Source organism: Curtobacterium sp. MCLR17_044, assembly GCF_003234435.1.
In the GTDB taxonomy this organism is placed as follows: domain Bacteria; phylum Actinomycetota; class Actinomycetes; order Actinomycetales; family Microbacteriaceae; genus Curtobacterium; species Curtobacterium flaccumfaciens.
Genome location: NZ_QKTC01000011.1, coordinates 128,485 through 146,549 on the forward strand (window position 1 = coordinate 128,485; position 18,065 = coordinate 146,549).

The following is an 18,065-nucleotide window of genomic DNA, read 5'->3' on the forward strand; positions in this document are numbered from 1 at the left end:
CCCATCCCGACGAGCCTCCGCGCACCCGGACCCCGCGTGCCCTAGGCTGGTCAACGGTCAAACGACACCCCCCTTCAAGGAGAACACTCATGGCCCTGTCCAACGAAGAAGTCCTCGCCGGCCTGGCCGAGCTGATCAACGACGAGACCGGTATCGCCACCGACACCGTCGCCGCCGACAAGTCCTTCACGGACGACCTCGACATCGACTCCATCTCGATGATGACCATCGTGGTCAACGCCGAGGAGAAGTTCGACGTGAAGATCCCGGACGAAGAGGTCAAGAACCTCAAGACCGTGGGCAACGCGGTCGACTACATCGTCAAGGCCCAGGCCTGACACGAGCTTCCTGAGCGCCGCGGCCCGCGGACCCCTGCGGGCCGCGGCGCTCATCTTGTTCACCCCAACGAAAGAACACGTCGTCCCATGACCAAGAAGACCGTCGTCGTCACCGGGATCGGTGCGATCTCACCCCTCGCCGCGACCGCCCCGGACACCTGGGACGCGCTGCTCGCCGGCAAGTCCGGCATCACCCGCATCGAGGACCCCCGCTACGCCGAGCTCGAGCTCCCCGTGGAGTTCGCCGGCCAGGCGCGCCGGTTCCTCACCGACCAGCTCACCCGCCCCGAGTCGAAGCGCCTCGACCCCTCGTCGCAGCTGTCGCTCGTCGCGGCGCGCGAGGCCTGGGCCGACGCCGGCATCGACGACGAGTCGGTCGTGCCCGAGCGCCTCATCGTCGACTGGGCGACCGGCATCGGTGGCGTCAACACGCTGCTCGACGCCTGGGACACCCTGCGCGAGAAGGGTCCGCGTCGCGTCCTGCCGATGACGGTCCCGATGCTCATGGCGAACGGCCCCGCCGCCGCCATCGAGATGGAGTTCGGCGCCCGTGGCGGTGCCCGCACCTACCTGTCCGCCTGCGCGTCGTCGACCGAGTCGCTGGCCGAGGCGTACCGGCACATCGCCGACGGCGACGCCGACATCGTCATCACCGGTGGCGCCGAGGCCGCGCTGCACCCGCTCCCGCTGGCCGCGTTCGCCGCGATGCAGGCCCTGTCGCGCCGGAACGACTCCCCCGAGACCGCGTCGCGTCCCTACGACGTCACGCGTGACGGCTTCGTGCTCGGTGACGGCGCAGCGGCGCTCATCCTCGAGTCGAAGGAGCACGCCGAGGCCCGCGGCGCGACGATCTACGCCGAGGTCGCCGGCTCCGGCATCACCTCCGACGCCTTCCACATCACCGCGCCGGACCCCGAGGGCAGCGCCGCCGCCCGTGCGGTCCTGCAGGCCCTCGAGCACGCCGACGCGAGCATCGAGGACGTCGTGCACGTCAACGCGCACGCCACCTCGACCCCCGTCGGTGACGTCGCCGAGTACCACGCGATGCGTCGGGTCTTCGGCGACCACCTGGACGACGTCGTGGTGTCCGCGACCAAGGCCTCGACGGGTCACCTGCTCGGTGGTGCCGGTGCGATCGAGGCGGTCTTCACCGTCCTCGCGCTGCACAACCGCGTCGCCCCGCCGACGATCAACCTGCACGACCAGGACCCGGAGATCGTCATGGACGTGGCCCGCGAGCCGCGTGCGCTGCCCGAGGGCGACCTGCTCGCGGTCAGCAACTCGTTCGGCTTCGGCGGCCACAACGCCGTGGTCGCGTTCCGTAGCGTCTGATCCGTCCCACCCTGCCAGGAGGCCCGTCCCGCGTCGTCGGGGCGGGCTTCCGTCGTTCCGGTGCCTGTTCGGAGTCCCGGCAACACGCCGTCGTGTCGCTGAGGCGCCCCGGAAACGACGAGACGCCGCCGTATTCGGCGGCGTCTCGAGTCTTCGGCGGCGTCAGGACAGCACGCCGGCCTGTTGCGCACCCGACGTCGGCGTCCGGCGCACCCGAGACGCCGGCGTGTTGCGAGTTGGCTCAGCCGACGCGGTGCAGCCAGACGACCGGGTTGCCCTCGGCCGCGTGGCGGAAGGGCTCGAGCTCGTCGTCCCAGGCCTGCCCGAGTGCGAGTCGGAGCTCACGGTGCAGCTCGAGGGCGTTGCTGCCCGCGACCTCCATCGCGTAGCGCACCCGGTCCTCGGGGATGACCATGTTGCCCGTGACGTCGGTCTGCGCGTAGAACACCCCGAGGTCGGGCGTGTGCATCCAGCGGCCGCCGTCCGAGGCGCTCGTCGGCTCCTCGGTGACCTCGTACCGCAGGTGTTCCCATCCGCGCAGGGCCGACGCGATCGCGGCACCGGCGCCCACCGCACCGGTCCACGTGTACTCGGTCCGGCGCGCACCGTCCTGCGCGGGCTGGTCGAGCCACGAGAAGTTCACGGCGCGGTTCATCGCGCGACCTGCTGCCCATTCGACGTGCGGGCAGAGCGCGCGGGGTGAGGAGTGCACGTAGAGCACTCCTGTCGTCGTTCCGTTCACGGTTCCTCCGATACGTCAGGTGCGACTTCCCCATCGACCTGGTGCGGAGGATCCTGACCCGAGGGGCCACGGAACCATCGGTATGCGATTGTGATGTCCCGACGGGACACGCCCATTATGCAGCGCTGCGGCTGGGAACGGCAAGGAACCGACCCCGATCAGTGCAGGACGGCACCGTCCGCGTCGACCGGGTGTCGCTCCCCCGCCGTGATCGGCACCGGGACGCGGTTGTCCTCCGGTGGGATCGGGCAGGCGTACTGGTACGAGAACGCGCACGGCGGCAGGACCAGCCGATTCCAGTCGAGCTCGACCGTGGCCTCGGCGCCGGGGTCGTCGAGGTACAGGAACCGACCCATCGAGTAGGTGCTGCCCGGGTCGTCCTCGGGCAGGGCGCTCGTGGCGTCCTGCACGATGAGCTGCAGCCGCGGGGCTCCGCGGTGGGCAGCCGACCGGACGGCGACGAAGCGCACCGTTGCACCACCCATGACGGTCTCGACGTGTCCGGCGACCGGCAGGGCGTCGCCGGCGGCGTCGCGGACGCTGCCACGGGCCTCCAGGTCGTCTCCCGCCAACGGGACGTACGTGCCGGACGTCACCCAGTCGCCGGACCACGCGAAACGGGCGATGTGCGCGAAGCGGGCGATCGCCTCGGACGACGGGTCCCAGACGCGCAGGGTGTCGCCGCTGACGGTGCCGGCGAAGCCGTCCGGCAGCGCGACGGTCGACGGCACGACGGCGGTGTCCCCGGCCACCAGGACCGTACCGTCGACCGGGACGCCGTCGACGACGACACCGTCGGAGGCCTCGGCCGTCACGGTGAGTCCGCCGACGGCCGGGGCCCACGTCCCGGGGACCGGCCAGACCGGCTGCGGGTGGTCGACGTGCTGGGCGTTCACCAGGGCGAGCGGCCCACGGGCACTGCGCGCCCAGCGGTCACGGTCGTGGACGTGCTCGGCGAAGGCGGCGGCGATCGCGTCGTCGGGTCCGCCGGTGCCGCTCGTCACGCCTGCTCCTGGCGGGGGTAGATGACCTTCTGCACGATGATGATGACCGACGCCGCGACGGGCAGCGCCACGAGTGCGCCGAGCACGCCGCCGATCGTGCCGCCGGCGACCGCCGCGATGACCACGAGCGCGCCGGGCACCTGGACCGCACGCGACATGATGCGCGGGGAGATCAGGTAGGCCTCGACCTGCATGTAGACGAGGTAGTAGATGGCGGCGGCGAGGGCGGTGGCCGGCGACGCGAAGAAGCAGAGCAGCGAGATGACGATCGCGGCGGCGAGCGTGCCGACGAGCGGGATGAGCGAACCGAGGAACGCGAACGACGCGAGCAGCACCGGCAGCGGCGCCCCGATGATGAGCAGGAAGAAGAAGCTCAGGATGCCGTTGATCAGTGCCTGCGACACCTGCCCGACGACGTAGCGGCCGACGGCCTGCGTGATCTGCTCGCTCACGTCGATGAAGTTCTGGCGGCGCGACGCCGGCACGAACCGGTAGGTAGCCCGCTTCATGCCCCGCATCGACGCGAGGAAGTAGAGCATCAGGATGATGACGATGAGCGCCCCGGTGACCCCGGACAGGATGCCGCTGCCGACCGCCAGGATCCCGCCGCCGACGCTGAGCAGGTTGCCCGGCTTCTCGACGAACGACTGCAGCGACTGCAGGGCGTGGTCGATGTCGAACGACCCGGCGAACTGCTTCGACAGGTCCTGCACCCACTGCTGCTGCGAGATGTCCTGCACGATGTCGGGGAAGTTCTGGATCAGGTTCGACGCCTGCTCCACCAGGATCGGCACCACGGCGAACACGATGCCGGCGAAGGCCCCGAGGACCGCGACCACGACGATCGTGATGGCGGACCAGCGCGGGATGATCCGCTCCAGGAACGACACGAGCGGGTCGATGCCGAGTGCCAGGAACAGCGCGACCCCGATGTAGACCAGCACCGTGCTGAGCTCGTTGATGATCGCACCGGCGAGCAGCGCGACGAGCACACCGATGGCACCCATGAACCCGAGACGGAAGGCGTTCACGCGCACACCGGTACCGCCACGGGTCACCTCGAAGGTGACGTTCGGTGTCGGTGCGTGGTCGTCCTGCGACGTGTCGCGCTTCCTTGGCATGTGCACGTAGGGCGGGCGGGACTCGAACCCGCGGATCGTTCGGTTATGAGCCGACTGCCTTGACCAGCTTGGCTACCGCCCCTCGCCGGAGACCCTCAGGCCACCGGCTCACCACGATACAGCGACTCGAACGTCGACAGCGTGCGGTTGATGTCGTGTGCCTCGATCATCGTCAGACTGCGATCCCGCATCGCGACGTACTCCGACTCGGACGCGGTGAGCACCGTCGTGAGCTTCGCCGCCAGGTCGTCCACGTCGCCCGGGGTGAACAGGTACCCGTTGCCGTCGATCAGGTGCGGCAGCGCCATCGAGTCGGCGGCGACGACGGGCAGCCCCGAGGCCATCCCCTCGAGCGACGAGATGCTCTGCAGTTCCGCCGTCGACGGCATCGCGAAAACCGTCGCGTTGGTCAGGGCCTCCTGCTTGCGCTCGTCGGAGACGAAGCCCAGGAACCGCACGCGGTCCTCGAGCCCGAGCTCCTTCGCCAACGCGGTCAGCTTCGGGATCATCTCGCCGTCGCCGACGATGGTCAGCGTCGCGGACAGCTCGGCGGGCAGCAGCGCCACCGCGCGGACGAGCACGTCGAGGTTCTTCTCGGGGGCCACACGGCCCACGAAGACGATGTCGTTGTTGACCGGGCGTCCCTCGCGCGCCACGTACCGGGACGCGTCGATGCCGCACGAGATCGCGAGGACCTGCTGGCCGGCGATGGCCTTCCGCAGGTAGTCGGCGGCCAGGTTCGTCGGCGTCGTGATGGTGTCCGCCAGCCGGTAGGTCTTGGCGGCGTCGCTCCACGCGATCTTCAGCGCGAGGGGCAGCGTCCACTTGCCGAACGGCGTGTACTCGAGCAGGTTCTCCGGCATGAAGTGGTTCGTCGCGATGACCCGGATGCCGCGGTCGTTCGCCTCGTGCACGATGCCGCGGCCGATGACCACGTGCGACTGGATGTGCAGCACGTCGGGCTTGACGGCGTCGAGGATCGGTCCGGTCCACTTCCGGACGCTCCACGGCCACACGAAGCGCAGCCACGGGTGCAGCGGCCACTTGTACGACTTCAGGCGGTGCACGACGAGCGTGACGCCGTGGTGCTCCTCGTCGAAGGTGCCGTAGTGGCGGCTCGAGGCCGGGGCCACGACGTGCACCTCGTGCCCGCGCTCGGCCAGGCCGACGGCGAGCTGCTCGGCGAAGGTGGCGGCGCCGTTGACGTCGGGGGCGAAGGTGTCCGCTGCGATCAGCACGCGCAACGGCCGGTGACCGCCCGTCGCTTCCGTCGGTCCGGCGGTGGCGGTGGTGGCGTCTCCTGACACGGCTGAGTTCGTCCTCTCGTGGGCGATGGCTGGTCGGCAGTGACGCTATCGCACCAGGATCGACGGTCGCGTCAGCCGCGCGGATGAGGGCGGCGACCACCCGGGGTGCGCGGCGAGTGCACCGCCTCGTGCGCGCCGGTCGCCCGCGCCGGCCGGCGTCAGGCCCGGGTCTGCGGGTGGTGCTTGGCGAGCAGGAACACCCCGGTGATGGCGATGCCCGCGGCCACCACGAAGCCCGCGACCGCGAACCACGGCGCCCCCGAGGCCTCGCCGAGCACGATCACGCCGATGCCGACCGCGACGATCGGGTCGATCACCGTCAGCCCCGCGATCACGAGGTCCGCCGAACCGCTCGAGTACGCGTTCTGCACGAAGTACCCGCCGAGCGACGCCGCCACGACCACCCCGACGATGGCGAGCACGGTCAACCAGTCGAAGGTGCCGTTCACGAACCGGTTCAGCACCACCTTGGCCAGCGTCGCCACGAACCCGTAGAGCACCCCCGCCCCGACGATGTAGTAGAGCGCACTGCGGTGCTTGGCGACCAGGCGGAAGGACACCAGCACGAGCACCAGCACGACGGCCAGGATCACCAGCACGGTGACGAGCTGCTGACGGGTGATCGCGCTCTCGTGCCCGACGAACGCGGCGATCCCGACGAAGATGCCGACACCGATGATGCACGTCCACACGGCCCGCCGGGCACGGCGACCGAGTGGCACACCGGACGACCGCGACGAGAACCACGTCGTGATGACGAGGGCGACGGCACCCAACGGCTGCACGACGATCAGGGGCGCGAACGTGATGCTGATCAGCTGGAGCACCACCGCGATGCCGAGCATGAGCGTGCCGAGCACCCAGTAGCCACTCGAGACGAGCCCGACGACGTGCCGGACGCTCAGCCCCTTCGACTGCCGACCGAGACGTGCCTCGACCCGCTGCACCCCGCGGCTCTGGAACTGCGCCCCGAGCGACAGGAACACCGCACCGATCAACGCGACCGGGATCATCAGCGCCTGGAACGGCGTGAGGTTGCTCACGGCGTCGGGCAGCTGGAGGTCCGTCGTCACGCGTCGAGGCTACCGTCCCCCGCCGGATAACCTGGGTGAATGGCCGTTCTCCCGATCCGCATCACCGGCGAACCCGTCCTGCACGAGCGTGCAGCCGAGGTCACCGCGTTCGATGACGACCTCCGCACCCTCGTCGCCGACATGCTCGAGACCATGGACCTGGCACCGGGCGTCGGCCTGGCCGGACCGCAGGTGGGCGTCGGCAAGCGCCTGTTCGTGTACTCCTACACCGACGACGACGACGTCCTGCACCGGGGCGCCGCCGTGAACCCCGTCCTGTGGATCACGCCCCCGGTGCCCGAATCCGTCGAGGAGCTCGACGAGGACGAGGAGTCCGAGGGCTGCCTGTCGATCCCGGGCGAGCGGTTCCCGCTCCGCCGCTCCGAGGGCGCCCTGCTGCGGGCCTTCGACGAGCACGGCACCCCGTTCGAGGTCGAGGCGCACGGCTGGCTGGCCCGGATCTTCCAGCACGAGTACGACCACCTGGACGGCTGGCTCTACGCCGACCGCCTGGTGCACCCCTACGGCAAGCAGGTCGCCAAGGCGATCCGCAAGAGCAGCTGGGGCGGCCCCGGCCAGTCCTGGTTGCCGGGTCGCGACCACCCCGAGGGCTGACTGACGCCCGTCGGCGTCGGCACCCGGTGCCGTCCAGCCCGTCGCTGGTCCGGCGGGCAGCCTGGAGGCCCGGCTCAGCCCCGGTAGGCAGCCAGTGCGTCGCGCAGGCGGTCGGTCTCCGGGTGGCCGGGGCAGTACCGCAGGAGCCCGGCGGCCACGTGCGCACCGCGCGCGTCGGCGACCGCCGACGTCCACGGCGCCGAGCCGCGGACCGCGCACGTGCTCGCGAGCTCGACCAGGGTCGCTTCGCCGCGCGCCGCCGCCACCGCGGCCTGCTGCTGGCTCGACGGCACCGACCCGGTCAGGCGCTTCGCCGAGCAGTCGGCGCGCTCGGCCTCCCACACCGCCGAGTAGGTGGTGTAGGTCTCGCTGTCCGATCCGTCGGCGGCGCAGACGAACGCGAAGACCACGGGCGACGCGCCCGAGCCCAGGCCGGTGTCCGAGCTCGTCGGGTCCTCGGACGCGTCGGTGTCCGGGCCGACACTGCTGCAGCCGGTGAGCACCGCCGTCACGGCGACGACGACGCCGAGGAGCGTGAGTCGAGGCGAACGGGAACGGTGCACCTGTGAACGCTAACAGCAAGCGCTGCGGACGACTCGTACGGCGGCTCCTGCGATGATGGTCCGGCATCGCCCTGTCCTGGAGGTCCTCATCCCCCGCCTGCACTCCCGCCCCGTCCGTGCGACGGCCCTCGTGGTCGTCGCCCTGGCTGCTGTGTTCGTCGCCTACTGGCACCTCGGCCGTCCGACCATCGTGAACGACGAGTTCGTGTACCTCCGCGCGAGCTGGGCCTACGTGCACGGGAACTTCTCGCTCAACCTCGAGCACCCGCCGCTCGCGAAGTACGTGTACGGCGTGGCGCAGCTCCTGGTGGGACAGGGGCCGCTCGGACCGAGACTGGTGGCTGCGACCGCGATGCTCGGCACGGGTGTCGTCCTGTTCCTCTGGCTGCGACGCGAAGTCGGCTTCTGGACCGGCCTGACCGCGGCGGCGATGTGGTGGCTGACGCCGCGTGGCTCGGGCTCGTCCTGGGCAGAAGCCGGGTCGGTCATCGGTGTCCGCATCGACCGGTTCGCGATGCTCGAACCCCTCATGGTCTTCTTCGCCGTCGCCTCGCTCGCCGCGGCCTGGCGCTGGATGCGGACCGGCAACCGGTGGTGGGTGGCCGCAGCCGGTGCGCTGCTCGCACTGTCCGTCACCTCGAAGGTGTCGACGGCAGTGCTCGTCCTCGCCGTGGGAGCACTCCCCCTGCTGTTCCGTCGGTGGCGCGACCTGGGGGTCGGTGCGCTGTACGGCGGCGTCGCGTTCGTGGTGGTGTTCGTGGTCGTCTACCTGCCGGTCGGGCTCTTCGGAGCCATCGGGCAGATGCTCCGGTTCCAGGCGCAGCAGAACGCCCACGGGCACCCGACGACCATCCTCGGGACGATCTACCCGGCGGCACCGTGGTGGGCGAACTTCGCGTTCCTCGCCGACGGCACGGGCTGGTTGCTGCTCAGCGTCCTGACCATCGGCGTGGTCGCCGCCCTCGTCGTCCGACCGGACCGCCTGGTCGCGTACCTCGGCATCGCCCTCGGTGTCTTCCTCGTCTTCTACGTCATCGTCGCCAACGTCTCGCTGCCGTACTACTACGACGCGTGGATGCCGTTCATCATCGCGTTGGCGGCGATCGGGTACGGGCGACTGGCGACCGTCCGGCCGCCCCTCGGACGCATTGCGGCGGCAGTGCTCGTCGCCGCGCTGCTCATCCCCGTCGCACGGCTCGGCGTCGCCGTCGTGCAGACCCGTCCGAGCGGCATCGCGATGTTGACGGAGGCGCTCGAGGTCCGTGGCAAGGACGACGAGAACGTCCTGTTCGCCCGGTTCAGCGCGAACACCTGGCGCATCTACTTCGGCGACCGTGGCACGCAGAAGCCGCAGCTCGGACCGTTCGACGCGGTGGTGGTCGGCCACGACGACCGGCGCCCCATGCCGAAGCAGGTCCGCACGTTCCTGGCGGAGTACGACGACCAGCTCGATCACTTCCGGCTCGACTACCTGGACGTCTACGTCACGAAGACCGGCGTGATCAACGACAACAACCGTGACGGCACCCTCAGCATCGAGCCCGAAGAGCCCGACGACCGCTGACCCGCACACGCCGGCGTCCCGCGCAGAGGCCGGCTTCCCGCGCACACGCCGGCGTCCCGCCAGGACGCACCCGAACCGGCGAGACACCGCCGAATCCGGAGGCGTCTCGAGCACGGGGCGGCGTGCATCGAAGACGCCGGCGTATTCCTCACCGTCCGCAACGCAAAAGGTCCCCACCCCCGAAGGGATGAGGACCTGTCGCTCCCCGAGTTGGACTCGAACCAACAACCTGCCGGTTAACAGCCGGCTGCTCTGCCAATTGAGCTATCGAGGATCACTGTCCGCTGGCGAATGACGTGCGAACAACGGGTAACAGCATAGCAGGACGCCGAGGCCCTCCACCGCATCGGACACGCCGCCCGGGCGCGCCGCGCCCCGAGGTCCCCGTGTCAGTACCCGGCGACCGGGTCGACGACGCCGACGAAGCCCTCGCCGTCGCCCCCGAGGAACGCCGCGGCGTTGAGCCGGACGCGCTCGGCGAGCAGCGGTGCGACCATCTCCGGGGTGTCGGCCTGGTGCGGGGTGATGACCGCGCCGGGCTCCGACCAGAGCGGGTGCCCGTCGGGCAGCGGCTCGGGGTCGGTGACGTCGAGGCCAGCCGCGGCGATCTCCCCCGCGCGCAAGGCGGCGACCAGTGCGTCGGTGTCGACGAGTCCACCGCGGGCGATGTTCACGAGCCGGGCGGACGGCTTCATGATCCGGAACTGCTGCTCGCCGAAGAGCTTCGCGGTGCCCGAGGTCATCGCCGCCGCGATCATCACGACGTCAGCGTCGGGCAGGACCCGGTCGAGCTCGTCGGTGGTGACGGTCCGCGCAGCTCCGGGCACGGGCTCGGGCGAGCGGCGCACGACCGTGACGTCGACGTCGAACGGCGCGAGCAGCCGGAGGTACTCGAGGGCGATCCCGCCGGCACCGATCACGATGACGTTCCGCCCGTACAGCGAGACACCCTCGGGCTCGGTCGCCCACGACGACGCACGAGCGCGCTTCTGCAGGACCCGGAGCGTGCCGAGGGTCAACGCGAGCGCGTGTTCGGCGACCGGCTCCGCGTAGGCACCCTTGGCCGAGGTGAACAGCACGCGGTCGCCGTGCTCCTGGATCAGGTGCGCGAAGGCGTCGACGCCGGCGAACGGCAGCTGCACCCAGCCCACCCCCGGCGCCGAGGACAGCGCGTCGGCGAGGCTGGCCGGGTCACGGGGGTCGAGCCAGACGACGCCGCGGGTGTCGGCGTCGAGCGGCGCGACGGTGCCGCCGGCCTCGGTCACGGCGTCCACGTGCAGGTCCGTCGGTTCCGGCAGCACGGCGACCGGCCCGGGCTGCGGGGCGTCGATCGGCAGCGGTGCGCCCGACGTGGGGACGACGGCGCGGTGGCCGCGGGGGCCCTGGGTTGTGGCGCTCACGCGTTCTCCTGACGGTCGGTGCGCGGGCCGGTGCCGGCGGCGAGCGGACGACGCGGCGCCGACGAACGGCGGGCCGCGGTCGGTGCCGGACGACGCTTTACGCCGCGGGCCGCGGTCGAGGCGAGGGTCTTGACGTAGGGGTCGACGGGGTTGTCGAGGACCTCGTCGAAGGTGCCGAGCCCGACGAGCCGGGCGTCGGCCATCACGGCGACGCGGTCGGCGAGGGCGCGGGCCTCGCGCAGGTCGCTGGACACGACGACGGCCGAGAACTGCCGGCCGCGCTGCAGGGTCGCCAGGGCCTCGAGCACGGACTGCCGCACGAGTACGTCGACGCCACGCGCCGGTTCGTCCGCGACCAGCAGCTGGGGCTCGAGCACGAGCGCCTTCGCCAGGGCGACACGCTGACGCTGCCCGCTCGAGAGCTCCCAGGTGTTCAGGCGCATCGCCCCGAGCGGCAGGTGCACCGCGTCGAGCAGCCGGGCGACGATGAGCCCGGCCTCGCGCCGGTCGAACCGGCGGTCGCGGGCGTAGATCGGTTCGGCGACGGCCTCGCCGACGGTCAGGTCCGGGCTGAGCCGGTCGGCGCCGTCCTGCGGCAGGTACCCGATCCGGCCGCTCAGCCGTTCGAGCTTGCGCGACGAGGGACGGAGGCCCCGGGTCTTCTGGCCGAGCACGGTCAGCTCGCCGCCGACGATGTGCCGACGGAGGGCGCCCTCGCCCTCGCCGTGGGATCCGAGCTGGCCGGCGATGGCGGCGGCGAAGGTCGACTTGCCCGATCCCGACTCACCGAGCAGGGCGAGGATCTCCCCCTGCCGGACCGTGAGGCTCACGCCGTCGACGGCCCGGATGGACTCGCCCCCGCGTCCGCCCCGGTACTCGATCGACACGTCGTCCGCGACGACCGCCGGTCCGTTGACCGCGATCATGGGTCCCCTTCCACGCCGCCCCCTGGCGGCGGTTCGCGACGGGCCGCCCTGGCAGGTCCGTCGTGCGTGCAGCAGTGGAGACGACCGCCCTGGAGGACCGGCGTGCGTCGACGACGCTGGGCGGGCCTCCAGGGCGGGTCACGTCGGGTCAGGACCCGACGTTCTCCAGTCGCTCCAGCGTACGCCGTCGCTCCGCCTGCTCGGCTGGGTCCGGCACCGGCAGCGACGCGAGGAGCCGCTGCGTGTAGGGGTGCTGCGGCGCGCCGAGGACCTGCGCCGTCGTGCCCGTCTCGACCAGGTCGCCGCGGTACAGCACCGCGATCCGGTCGGACAGCGCGCCGACGACCGCGAGGTCGTGGCTGATGAACAGCGAGGCGAAGCCGAGGTCCTGCTGCAGCTCGAGGAAGAGCTCGAGCACCCGGGCCTGCACGGAGACGTCGAGCGCACTCGTCGGCTCGTCGGCGATGAGCAGCTTCGGCCGGAGCGCGAGCGACCGGGCGAGCGATGCACGCTGGCGCTGCCCGCCGGAGAGCTCGTGCGGGTAGCGGTCGCCGTAGGCGGCCGGCAGCTGCACGGCCTCGAGCAGCTCGTCCACCCGCTTGCGCGCGGCACGGGGGCTCGAGACCTCCTTGTGCACGACCAGCGGCTCGGCGACGCACTCGGCGATCGTCAGCAGCGGGTTGAACGAGGTCGCCGGGTCCTGGAACACGAACCCGATGTCCTTGCGCAGGTGCTTGAAGTCGCGTTCGCGGTACCCGAGCATCTCGGCGCCGAGGACCTTGAGCGAGCCGCCGGTGACCTTCGTCAGCCCCGCCATGGCCCGGCCGATGGTGGTCTTGCCCGAGCCGGACTCCCCCACCAGGCCGAGGACCTCCCCCGGACGGATCGCCAGGTCGACGCCCTTGACCGCCTTGAACGCCGGCGAACCGAGCCGCCCGGGATACTCGATCTCGAGCCCCTTCGCCTCCACCAATGGGGTGACGTCCTCGGAGATCGCGGCGCGCCGGGCCACCCCGGTGGACGCCTCGAGCCGGGGCACCGCCGCGAGCAGCCGCTTGGTGTAGTCGGCCTGCGGCGTCGCGAACAGTGCCGTCGCCGTGGCCTCTTCGACGATCTCGCCCTGGTACATCACGGCGACGCGGTCGGCCAGGTCGGCGACGACGCCCATGTTGTGCGTGATCACGACGATCGCGGTGCCGAACTCGTCGCGGCAGCGGCGCAGCAGGTCGAGGATCTCGGCCTGCACCGTGACGTCGAGCGCCGTGGTGGGCTCGTCCGCGATGATGACGCTCGGCTCGAGGGCCAGTGCGCTCGCGATGACCACGCGCTGCTTCTGCCCACCGGAGAACTGGTGCGGGTAGTGGTCGACGCGGGTCTCGGGGTCGGGGATGCCGACGCGACCGAGGTAGTCGATGGCCTTCGCCCGTGCTTCCTTCTTGGACACACCGCCGTGGGCGCGGAGCCCCTCGGCGATCTGCCACCCGACGGTGAAGACCGGGTTGAGCGCGGTCGACGGCTCCTGGAACACCATCGCACCGGCGGTCCCGCGGAGCTCGCGGAGCTTCTGCGAGCCGACCGACACGACGTCGGTGCCGTCGAGCAGCACCGCGCCGCCGAGTGTCGCCGTCTCCGGCATGAGCCGCAGCATGCTGCGGGCCGTGACGGACTTGCCGGAGCCGGACTCGCCGACCAGGGCGAGGACCTCGCCGGGGCGGACGTCGAGGCTGACGCCCTTGACCGCGTCGACGGCGCCGCCGTCGGTCGCGAAGGTGACGGTCAGGTCGTCGACGACGACGACCGGCTCGGTGGTGGTGTCGCCCGGTTGCAGGCGGGTGGTGGGGGTCATGCGCCCGTCCCTTCCGTGTCGTTCCCGGCGGTGCGCGTGGACACGAGCTGCTTCAGGCGTCGGCGTGCACGCAGGCGGGGGTCGGAGATGTCGTTCAGGCTCTCGCCGATGAAGGTCACACCGAGCACGAGCACCACGATCGCGACACCCGGGTAGACACCGGTCCACCAGACGCCGCTCGCGACGTCCGAGAGTGCACGGCTCAGGTCGTAGCCCCACTCGGCGCCGGACGTCGGGCCGATGCCGAACCCGAGGAAGCCGAGGCCGGCCAGGGTCAGGATCGCGTCGCTCGCGTTGAGCGTCAGGATGAGCGGCAGGGAACGGGTCGAGTTCCGCAGGACGTGCCGCGTCATGATGCGCCACGGGTTCGTGCCCATCACGCGCGCCGACTCGACGAACGCGTCGTTCTTCAGCCGGACGGCCTCGGCGCGGACCACGCGGAAGTACTGCGGCACGTAGACGACGGTGATCGAGATCGCCGCCGCGATGATGCCGCCCGAGTAGCTCGAGTTGCCGCCGGAGATGACGATGGACACGATGATCGCGAGCAGCAGCGACGGGAACGCGTAGATGGCGTCGGCCACGACCACCAGGACGCGGTCGAGCCAGCCGCCCAGGTACCCGGAGACCATGCCGAGCAGGACGCCGACGATGATCGAGACGATCACGGCGACGATGACGACGAGCACGGCCGTGCGGGCGCCGTAGAGCACGCGGCTGAACACGTCGAAGCCGCCGACCGTCGTGCCCCAGATGTGCTCGGCACTCGGGGCGCCGGTGCGCGGGAAGCTCTGCCCGTCCGCGCCCTGCAGCTGGCCGAAGCCGTACGGGGCGAGGAGCGGGGCGAACACCGCGACGAGCAGGTAGAGGGCGCAGATGACCACGCCGACGATGAGCATGGCGCGCTGCCAGCCGGTGCTCCGGCGCAGCTGGACCACCACGGGGAGCCGCTTCCAGAGCGGCTCGTGGCGGTCGACGAGGGTGGTGTCGGCCATCGTCAGAACCTCACTCTCGGGTCGATCAGGGCGGCGACGACGTCGACGATGAAGTTGGTCACCGCGACGATCACCGCCAGCATCGCGACGATGCCCTGCACCGCGACGAAGTCACGGGCCGACAGGTACTGGTTGAGCTCGAAGCCCAGACCGCGCCACCCGAAGGTCGTCTCGGTGAGCACCGAGCCGCCCAGGAGCATCGCGATCTGCAGCCCCATCACGGTGATGATCGGCACGAGGGCCGGACGGAACGCGTGGGTGCGCACCAAGCGCGACTCGCGCACACCGCGGGACCGGGCGGCGTCGACGTACTCGGAGCCGAGCGACCCGATCATGTTCGCGCGCACCAGGCGCAGGAAGATGCCGGCGGTGAGCAGGCCGAGCGTCAGCGCGGGCAGGACGGCGTGCTGGAGCACGTCGCCGATGACCTGGGCGTTGCCGGTGCGGAGCGCGTCGATGATGTAGATGCCGCTCGCGCCGGGGATGCCGTCGAGGATGAGCGACACCCGGGTCGAGGCCCGGTCGCCGAGGGGCAGCCAGCCGAGCCACACCGAGAAGACGAGCTTGAGCAGCAGACCGCCGAAGAACACCGGCGTGGCGTAGGTCAGGATCGCCAGCGCGCGGAGCAGCACGTCCGGCCACTTGTCACGCGTGTACGCGGCGAGCATGCCGAGCGGGATGCCGAGCACCAGCGCGACGATGAGCGCGTAGAACACGAGCTCCGCGGTCGCACCGCCGTACGTGACGATGATGTCGGTGATCGGACGGTTGTCCGTCGAGGAGGTGCCGAAGTCGCCGCGCAGGATGTTGCCGAGGTACTCGAAGTACTGCACGAGCACCGGCCGGTCGTACCCGGCGGCGTGCAGGCGTTCCTGCAGCTGGCTCGGCGTGAGTCGACCGCCGACCGACGCGGTGATCGGGTTCCCGATGACGCGCATCAGGAAGAACACGAGCGTCACCAGGATGAAGACGGTCGGGATGATGAGGAGGAACCTGACGAGGATGTACCGGCCGAGTCCGCCGCCACTGTTCTTGGCACTGCGTTGTGCCTGTGGCTTGGTGGGATCGGTGCCGTTCACGTCCTGCGTCGCCTCGGGAGTGCTGAGGGTCACGGGGTGTGCCTTTCGTCGCCGTTGCACAGGCACGCGGGCGCTCCTCGTGGGAACGCCCGCGGCCTGCACGTGGGGCTTGGTGCTACTTGCTCAGGGTGGCGTACCGGAACTTGAACGAGGCGTCGAGGGTCAGGCCCTTGACGTCCTTGCCGGCGACCGCGACGGACTTGCCCTGCAGCAGCGGCAGCGTCGAGATCTGGGTGGCCTCGCGCTCCTGGGCCTGCTCGATCAGGGCAGCACGCTTGTCCGGGTCGGACTCGGCCTGCTCCTTCGCGATGAGGTCCTGGATCTCCGGGTCGTCGTAGTGGTTCTGGACGAAGTTCTCCTTGGTGAAGAACGGCGACAGGTAGTTGTCGGCGTCGGAGAAGTCCGGGAACCAGCCGAGCTGGTACACGGGGTAGGCGTCCTTGGTGCGCTCCTGGGCGTAGGTCGTGTAGACCGTCGACTGGATGTTGACGGTGAACAGACCGGAGTCCTCGAGCTGCTGCTTGAGCAGGGCGTACTCGTCGTCCGAGGCCGAACCGTAGTGGTCGGGCGCGTACTGGATGTCGAGCTGCACCTTGCCCGTGACGCCGGCGTCCGACAGCGTCTTCTTCGCCTTGGACACGTCCGCGCCGCCGTCGCCGTCGCCGTACATCTCCTTGAACGGCTGGACCGCGCCGGTCAGGCCGTCCGGCACCATCGAGTACAGCGGGGTGAAGGTGTCGTTGTAGACCTCCTTCGCGAGCTGGGCACGGTCGACCACGTCGGCAGCGGCCTGGCGCACGGCCAGGGCCTTCGCCTCGTCGGCGTCGTCCTGCCCGGTGCCGAACGGCTGCGTCTTGAAGTTGAAGACCACGTAGCGGATCTCGCCGCCGGGGCCGTCGGTGACCTTGAGGGAGTCGTCCTTGCGCAGGTCCGAGATGTCGGTCGGCGTCAGGGAGCGGTACGCCACGTCGACGTCGCCCTTCTGCACGGCGAGCTTGAGGTCGGTCTCCTTGGTGTAGTAGCTGGCGGTGACCTCGTCGGTCTTCGCCTTGCCGAGCAGGCCGTCGTACTTCGGGTTCGTCTTGTACTGGATCGTGTCGTTCTCCTTGTAGGAGCTGATCTGGTATTGCCCGGCGAAGGCCTTGCCCTTGACGATGTCGTCGGCGCTGGTGAGCTTCGTCGCGCTGAAGACGTCCTCGTCGACGATCGGACCCGCGGGGCTCGAGAGCACCTGCGGCCAGGTCTGGTCGGCGTGGTCGAGGTTGAACACCACGGTGGTGTCGTCCGGGGTGTCGATGCTCTTGAGGTTGGCCAGCAGCGACTGCGGACCGTTCTCGTTGTTGATCTTCAGCTCGCGGTCGAACGAGAACTTCACGTCGCTCGACGTGAGCTTGTTGCCGTTCGCGAACTCGAGCCCGTCCTTGAGGGTGACCTCGTAGGTGGTCGGGTTCGTGAACTCCGCCTTCGTGGCGATGTCCGGCTCGACGTCCGGGCTCCCCACGGGCGTGTTCATCAGGAACGGGAACACCTGGTTCTGCACGGCGAAGGAGCCGTTGTCGTAGGAACCGGCCGGGTCGAGGGACGTGATCTTGTCCGTCGTCCCGATGCTCAGGCCGTTCAGTTCGGTGTCACTCACGCTGCTGCTCGCGCAGCCGGTCAGCACCAGCGCCGTCGCTGCTGCACCGGCGCCGAGCGCGATGCCGCGCTTGCCCCACTTGGTCACGGATGCCATGTCCGCTGCCTCTCTGGTCATGATTGCAAGAGTCCTGAGCCGGAGGGTGGAACGTCTGTGTGCCCGGCCAGGAACGCTCATTGGTATCACCCTGTCACGGAACAGAACGAACCGGGGGCGATTTGTTTACACCGCTGTAATGCACGGGCCCGCCGCGTGATGCATGATTCCGCCGGAGTCGAGCGGCGCGTCACGCACGAAAGTTGCGTGGTGCAACCGGGGCGGTCTGGCACTCGAAAGCGCCTGTCGAGCGACGGTTCGTGCGATCTCGGCCGCCCAGCCAGGAGGCCCGCCCGGCGTTCGCCGCGCCCCACGCCCCCGCCGACCGGTCACGACACACCGCTCGCCCCACCCCGAGCGGTCACGTCCCGTCGGCCGAACCCCTGCCAACCGACGATCCGCGACCACTCGACGCCCCACACGCGGCA

General features: G+C 70.4%; 16 protein-coding genes and 2 tRNA genes. 4 read left to right on the forward strand and 14 right to left on the reverse strand.

Annotated features, from left to right (window positions below; genetic code table 11):
- Positions 1-89: 89 nt before the first annotated feature.
- Together DEJ04_RS09795 and DEJ04_RS09800 are read left to right on the forward strand one after the other, a co-directional pair.
- Positions 90-338, forward strand: a complete 249-nt coding sequence (locus DEJ04_RS09795; protein WP_017886710.1) for an acyl carrier protein — start codon at positions 90-92, stop codon at positions 336-338.
- Positions 339-425: 87 nt separating this feature from the next.
- A complete protein-coding gene (locus DEJ04_RS09800) occupies positions 426-1,670 on the forward strand; it encodes a beta-ketoacyl synthase (RefSeq protein ID WP_027465338.1) in 1,245 nt (414 codons plus the stop codon).
- Positions 1,671-1,911: 241 nt separating this feature from the next.
- On the opposite strand, the gene DEJ04_RS09805 is transcribed toward DEJ04_RS09800, so the two are convergent.
- From DEJ04_RS09805 to DEJ04_RS09830, 6 genes are all read right to left on the reverse strand, one after another.
- On the reverse strand, positions 1,912-2,412 hold the full coding sequence (locus tag DEJ04_RS09805; RefSeq protein ID WP_027465337.1) for a DUF3145 domain-containing protein: 501 nt from the start codon (positions 2,410-2,412) through the stop codon (positions 1,912-1,914).
- A 158-nt stretch (positions 2,413-2,570) separates the two neighbouring features.
- A complete protein-coding gene (locus DEJ04_RS09810; RefSeq protein WP_111046958.1) occupies positions 2,571-3,416 on the reverse strand; it encodes a DUF1684 domain-containing protein in 846 nt (281 codons plus the stop codon).
- Complete coding sequence (locus DEJ04_RS09815; protein ID WP_181433383.1) at positions 3,413-4,537, reverse strand: AI-2E family transporter; 1,125 nt, start codon at positions 4,535-4,537, stop codon at positions 3,413-3,415. The genes DEJ04_RS09810 and DEJ04_RS09815 overlap by 4 nt, the downstream gene beginning before the upstream one ends.
- 7 nt (positions 4,538-4,544) lie before the next feature.
- A tRNA-Ile gene (locus DEJ04_RS09820) sits at positions 4,545-4,619 on the reverse strand.
- A 13-nt stretch (positions 4,620-4,632) separates the two neighbouring features.
- Complete coding sequence (locus DEJ04_RS09825; protein ID WP_111046959.1) at positions 4,633-5,844, reverse strand: glycosyltransferase; 1,212 nt, start codon at positions 5,842-5,844, stop codon at positions 4,633-4,635.
- Positions 5,845-6,002: 158 nt separating this feature from the next.
- The gene (locus tag DEJ04_RS09830; protein WP_171907811.1) at positions 6,003-6,917 is read right to left on the reverse strand and encodes a DMT family transporter; all 915 of its coding nucleotides are present in this window, start codon (positions 6,915-6,917) and stop codon (positions 6,003-6,005) included.
- 39 nt (positions 6,918-6,956) lie between these two features.
- On the opposite strand from DEJ04_RS09830, the gene def reads away from it, so the two are divergent.
- Positions 6,957-7,532 (forward strand): peptide deformylase, encoded by a 576-nt coding sequence (gene def, locus DEJ04_RS09835; RefSeq protein ID WP_071405349.1) that lies wholly within the window; start codon positions 6,957-6,959, stop codon positions 7,530-7,532.
- Positions 7,533-7,606: 74 nt separating this feature from the next.
- On the opposite strand, the gene DEJ04_RS09840 is transcribed toward def, so the two are convergent.
- The gene (locus DEJ04_RS09840) at positions 7,607-8,095 is read right to left on the reverse strand and encodes a hypothetical protein (protein WP_111046960.1); all 489 of its coding nucleotides are present in this window, start codon (positions 8,093-8,095) and stop codon (positions 7,607-7,609) included.
- Between the two features lie 52 nt (positions 8,096-8,147).
- Between DEJ04_RS09840 and DEJ04_RS09845 the strand changes: the two genes are divergently transcribed.
- On the forward strand, positions 8,148-9,659 hold the full coding sequence (locus DEJ04_RS09845; protein ID WP_111046961.1) for a glycosyltransferase family 39 protein: 1,512 nt from the start codon (positions 8,148-8,150) through the stop codon (positions 9,657-9,659).
- Between the two features lie 201 nt (positions 9,660-9,860).
- Here the strand turns inward: DEJ04_RS09845 and DEJ04_RS09850 are convergent.
- The 7 genes from DEJ04_RS09850 to DEJ04_RS09880 form a co-directional block, all read right to left on the reverse strand.
- Positions 9,861-9,933: transfer RNA gene (locus tag DEJ04_RS09850), tRNA-Asn, on the reverse strand.
- Positions 9,934-10,048: 115 nt separating this feature from the next.
- A complete protein-coding gene (locus DEJ04_RS09855; protein ID WP_258371345.1) occupies positions 10,049-11,059 on the reverse strand; it encodes a D-isomer specific 2-hydroxyacid dehydrogenase family protein in 1,011 nt (336 codons plus the stop codon).
- On the reverse strand, positions 11,056-11,985 hold the full coding sequence (locus tag DEJ04_RS09860; RefSeq protein ID WP_071405352.1) for an ATP-binding cassette domain-containing protein: 930 nt from the start codon (positions 11,983-11,985) through the stop codon (positions 11,056-11,058). The genes DEJ04_RS09855 and DEJ04_RS09860 overlap by 4 nt, the downstream gene beginning before the upstream one ends.
- 148 nt (positions 11,986-12,133) lie before the next feature.
- Positions 12,134-13,831: an ABC transporter ATP-binding protein gene (locus tag DEJ04_RS09865; protein ID WP_110864663.1), complete on the reverse strand. Its 1,698-nt coding sequence runs from the start codon at positions 13,829-13,831 to the stop codon at positions 12,134-12,136.
- Positions 13,828-14,826: an ABC transporter permease gene (locus DEJ04_RS09870; RefSeq protein ID WP_111046962.1), complete on the reverse strand. Its 999-nt coding sequence runs from the start codon at positions 14,824-14,826 to the stop codon at positions 13,828-13,830. Before DEJ04_RS09870 ends, DEJ04_RS09865 begins: the two co-directional genes overlap by 4 nt.
- A gap of 2 nt (positions 14,827-14,828) precedes the next feature.
- Positions 14,829-15,938 (reverse strand): ABC transporter permease, encoded by a 1,110-nt coding sequence (locus tag DEJ04_RS09875; protein WP_372439454.1) that lies wholly within the window; start codon positions 15,936-15,938, stop codon positions 14,829-14,831.
- A gap of 82 nt (positions 15,939-16,020) precedes the next feature.
- Positions 16,021-17,637: an ABC transporter substrate-binding protein gene (locus DEJ04_RS09880; protein ID WP_111046963.1), complete on the reverse strand. Its 1,617-nt coding sequence runs from the start codon at positions 17,635-17,637 to the stop codon at positions 16,021-16,023.
- Positions 17,638-18,065 lie beyond the last annotated feature (428 nt).

What these genes read in the sequence shown, in the direction of transcription:
- DEJ04_RS09795 (WP_017886710.1), top strand. Translation starts at nt 90, where the DNA reads ATGGCCCTGTCCAACGAAGAAGTCCTCGCCGGCCTGGCCGAGCTGATC.
- DEJ04_RS09800 (WP_027465338.1), top strand. Translation starts at nt 426, where the DNA reads ATGACCAAGAAGACCGTCGTCGTCACCGGGATCGGTGCGATCTCACCC.
- DEJ04_RS09815 (WP_181433383.1), bottom strand. Translation starts at nt 4,537, where the DNA reads ATGCCAAGGAAGCGCGACACGTCGCAGGACGACCACGCACCGACACCG.
- def (WP_071405349.1), top strand. Translation starts at nt 6,957, where the DNA reads ATGGCCGTTCTCCCGATCCGCATCACCGGCGAACCCGTCCTGCACGAG.
- DEJ04_RS09845 (WP_111046961.1), top strand. Translation starts at nt 8,148, where the DNA reads ATGATGGTCCGGCATCGCCCTGTCCTGGAGGTCCTCATCCCCCGCCTG.
- DEJ04_RS09860 (WP_071405352.1), bottom strand. Translation starts at nt 11,985, where the DNA reads ATGATCGCGGTCAACGGACCGGCGGTCGTCGCGGACGACGTGTCGATC.
- DEJ04_RS09865 (WP_110864663.1), bottom strand. Translation starts at nt 13,831, where the DNA reads ATGACCCCCACCACCCGCCTGCAACCGGGCGACACCACCACCGAGCCG.
- DEJ04_RS09870 (WP_111046962.1), bottom strand. Translation starts at nt 14,826, where the DNA reads ATGGCCGACACCACCCTCGTCGACCGCCACGAGCCGCTCTGGAAGCGG.
- DEJ04_RS09880 (WP_111046963.1), bottom strand. Translation starts at nt 17,637, where the DNA reads ATGGCATCCGTGACCAAGTGGGGCAAGCGCGGCATCGCGCTCGGCGCC.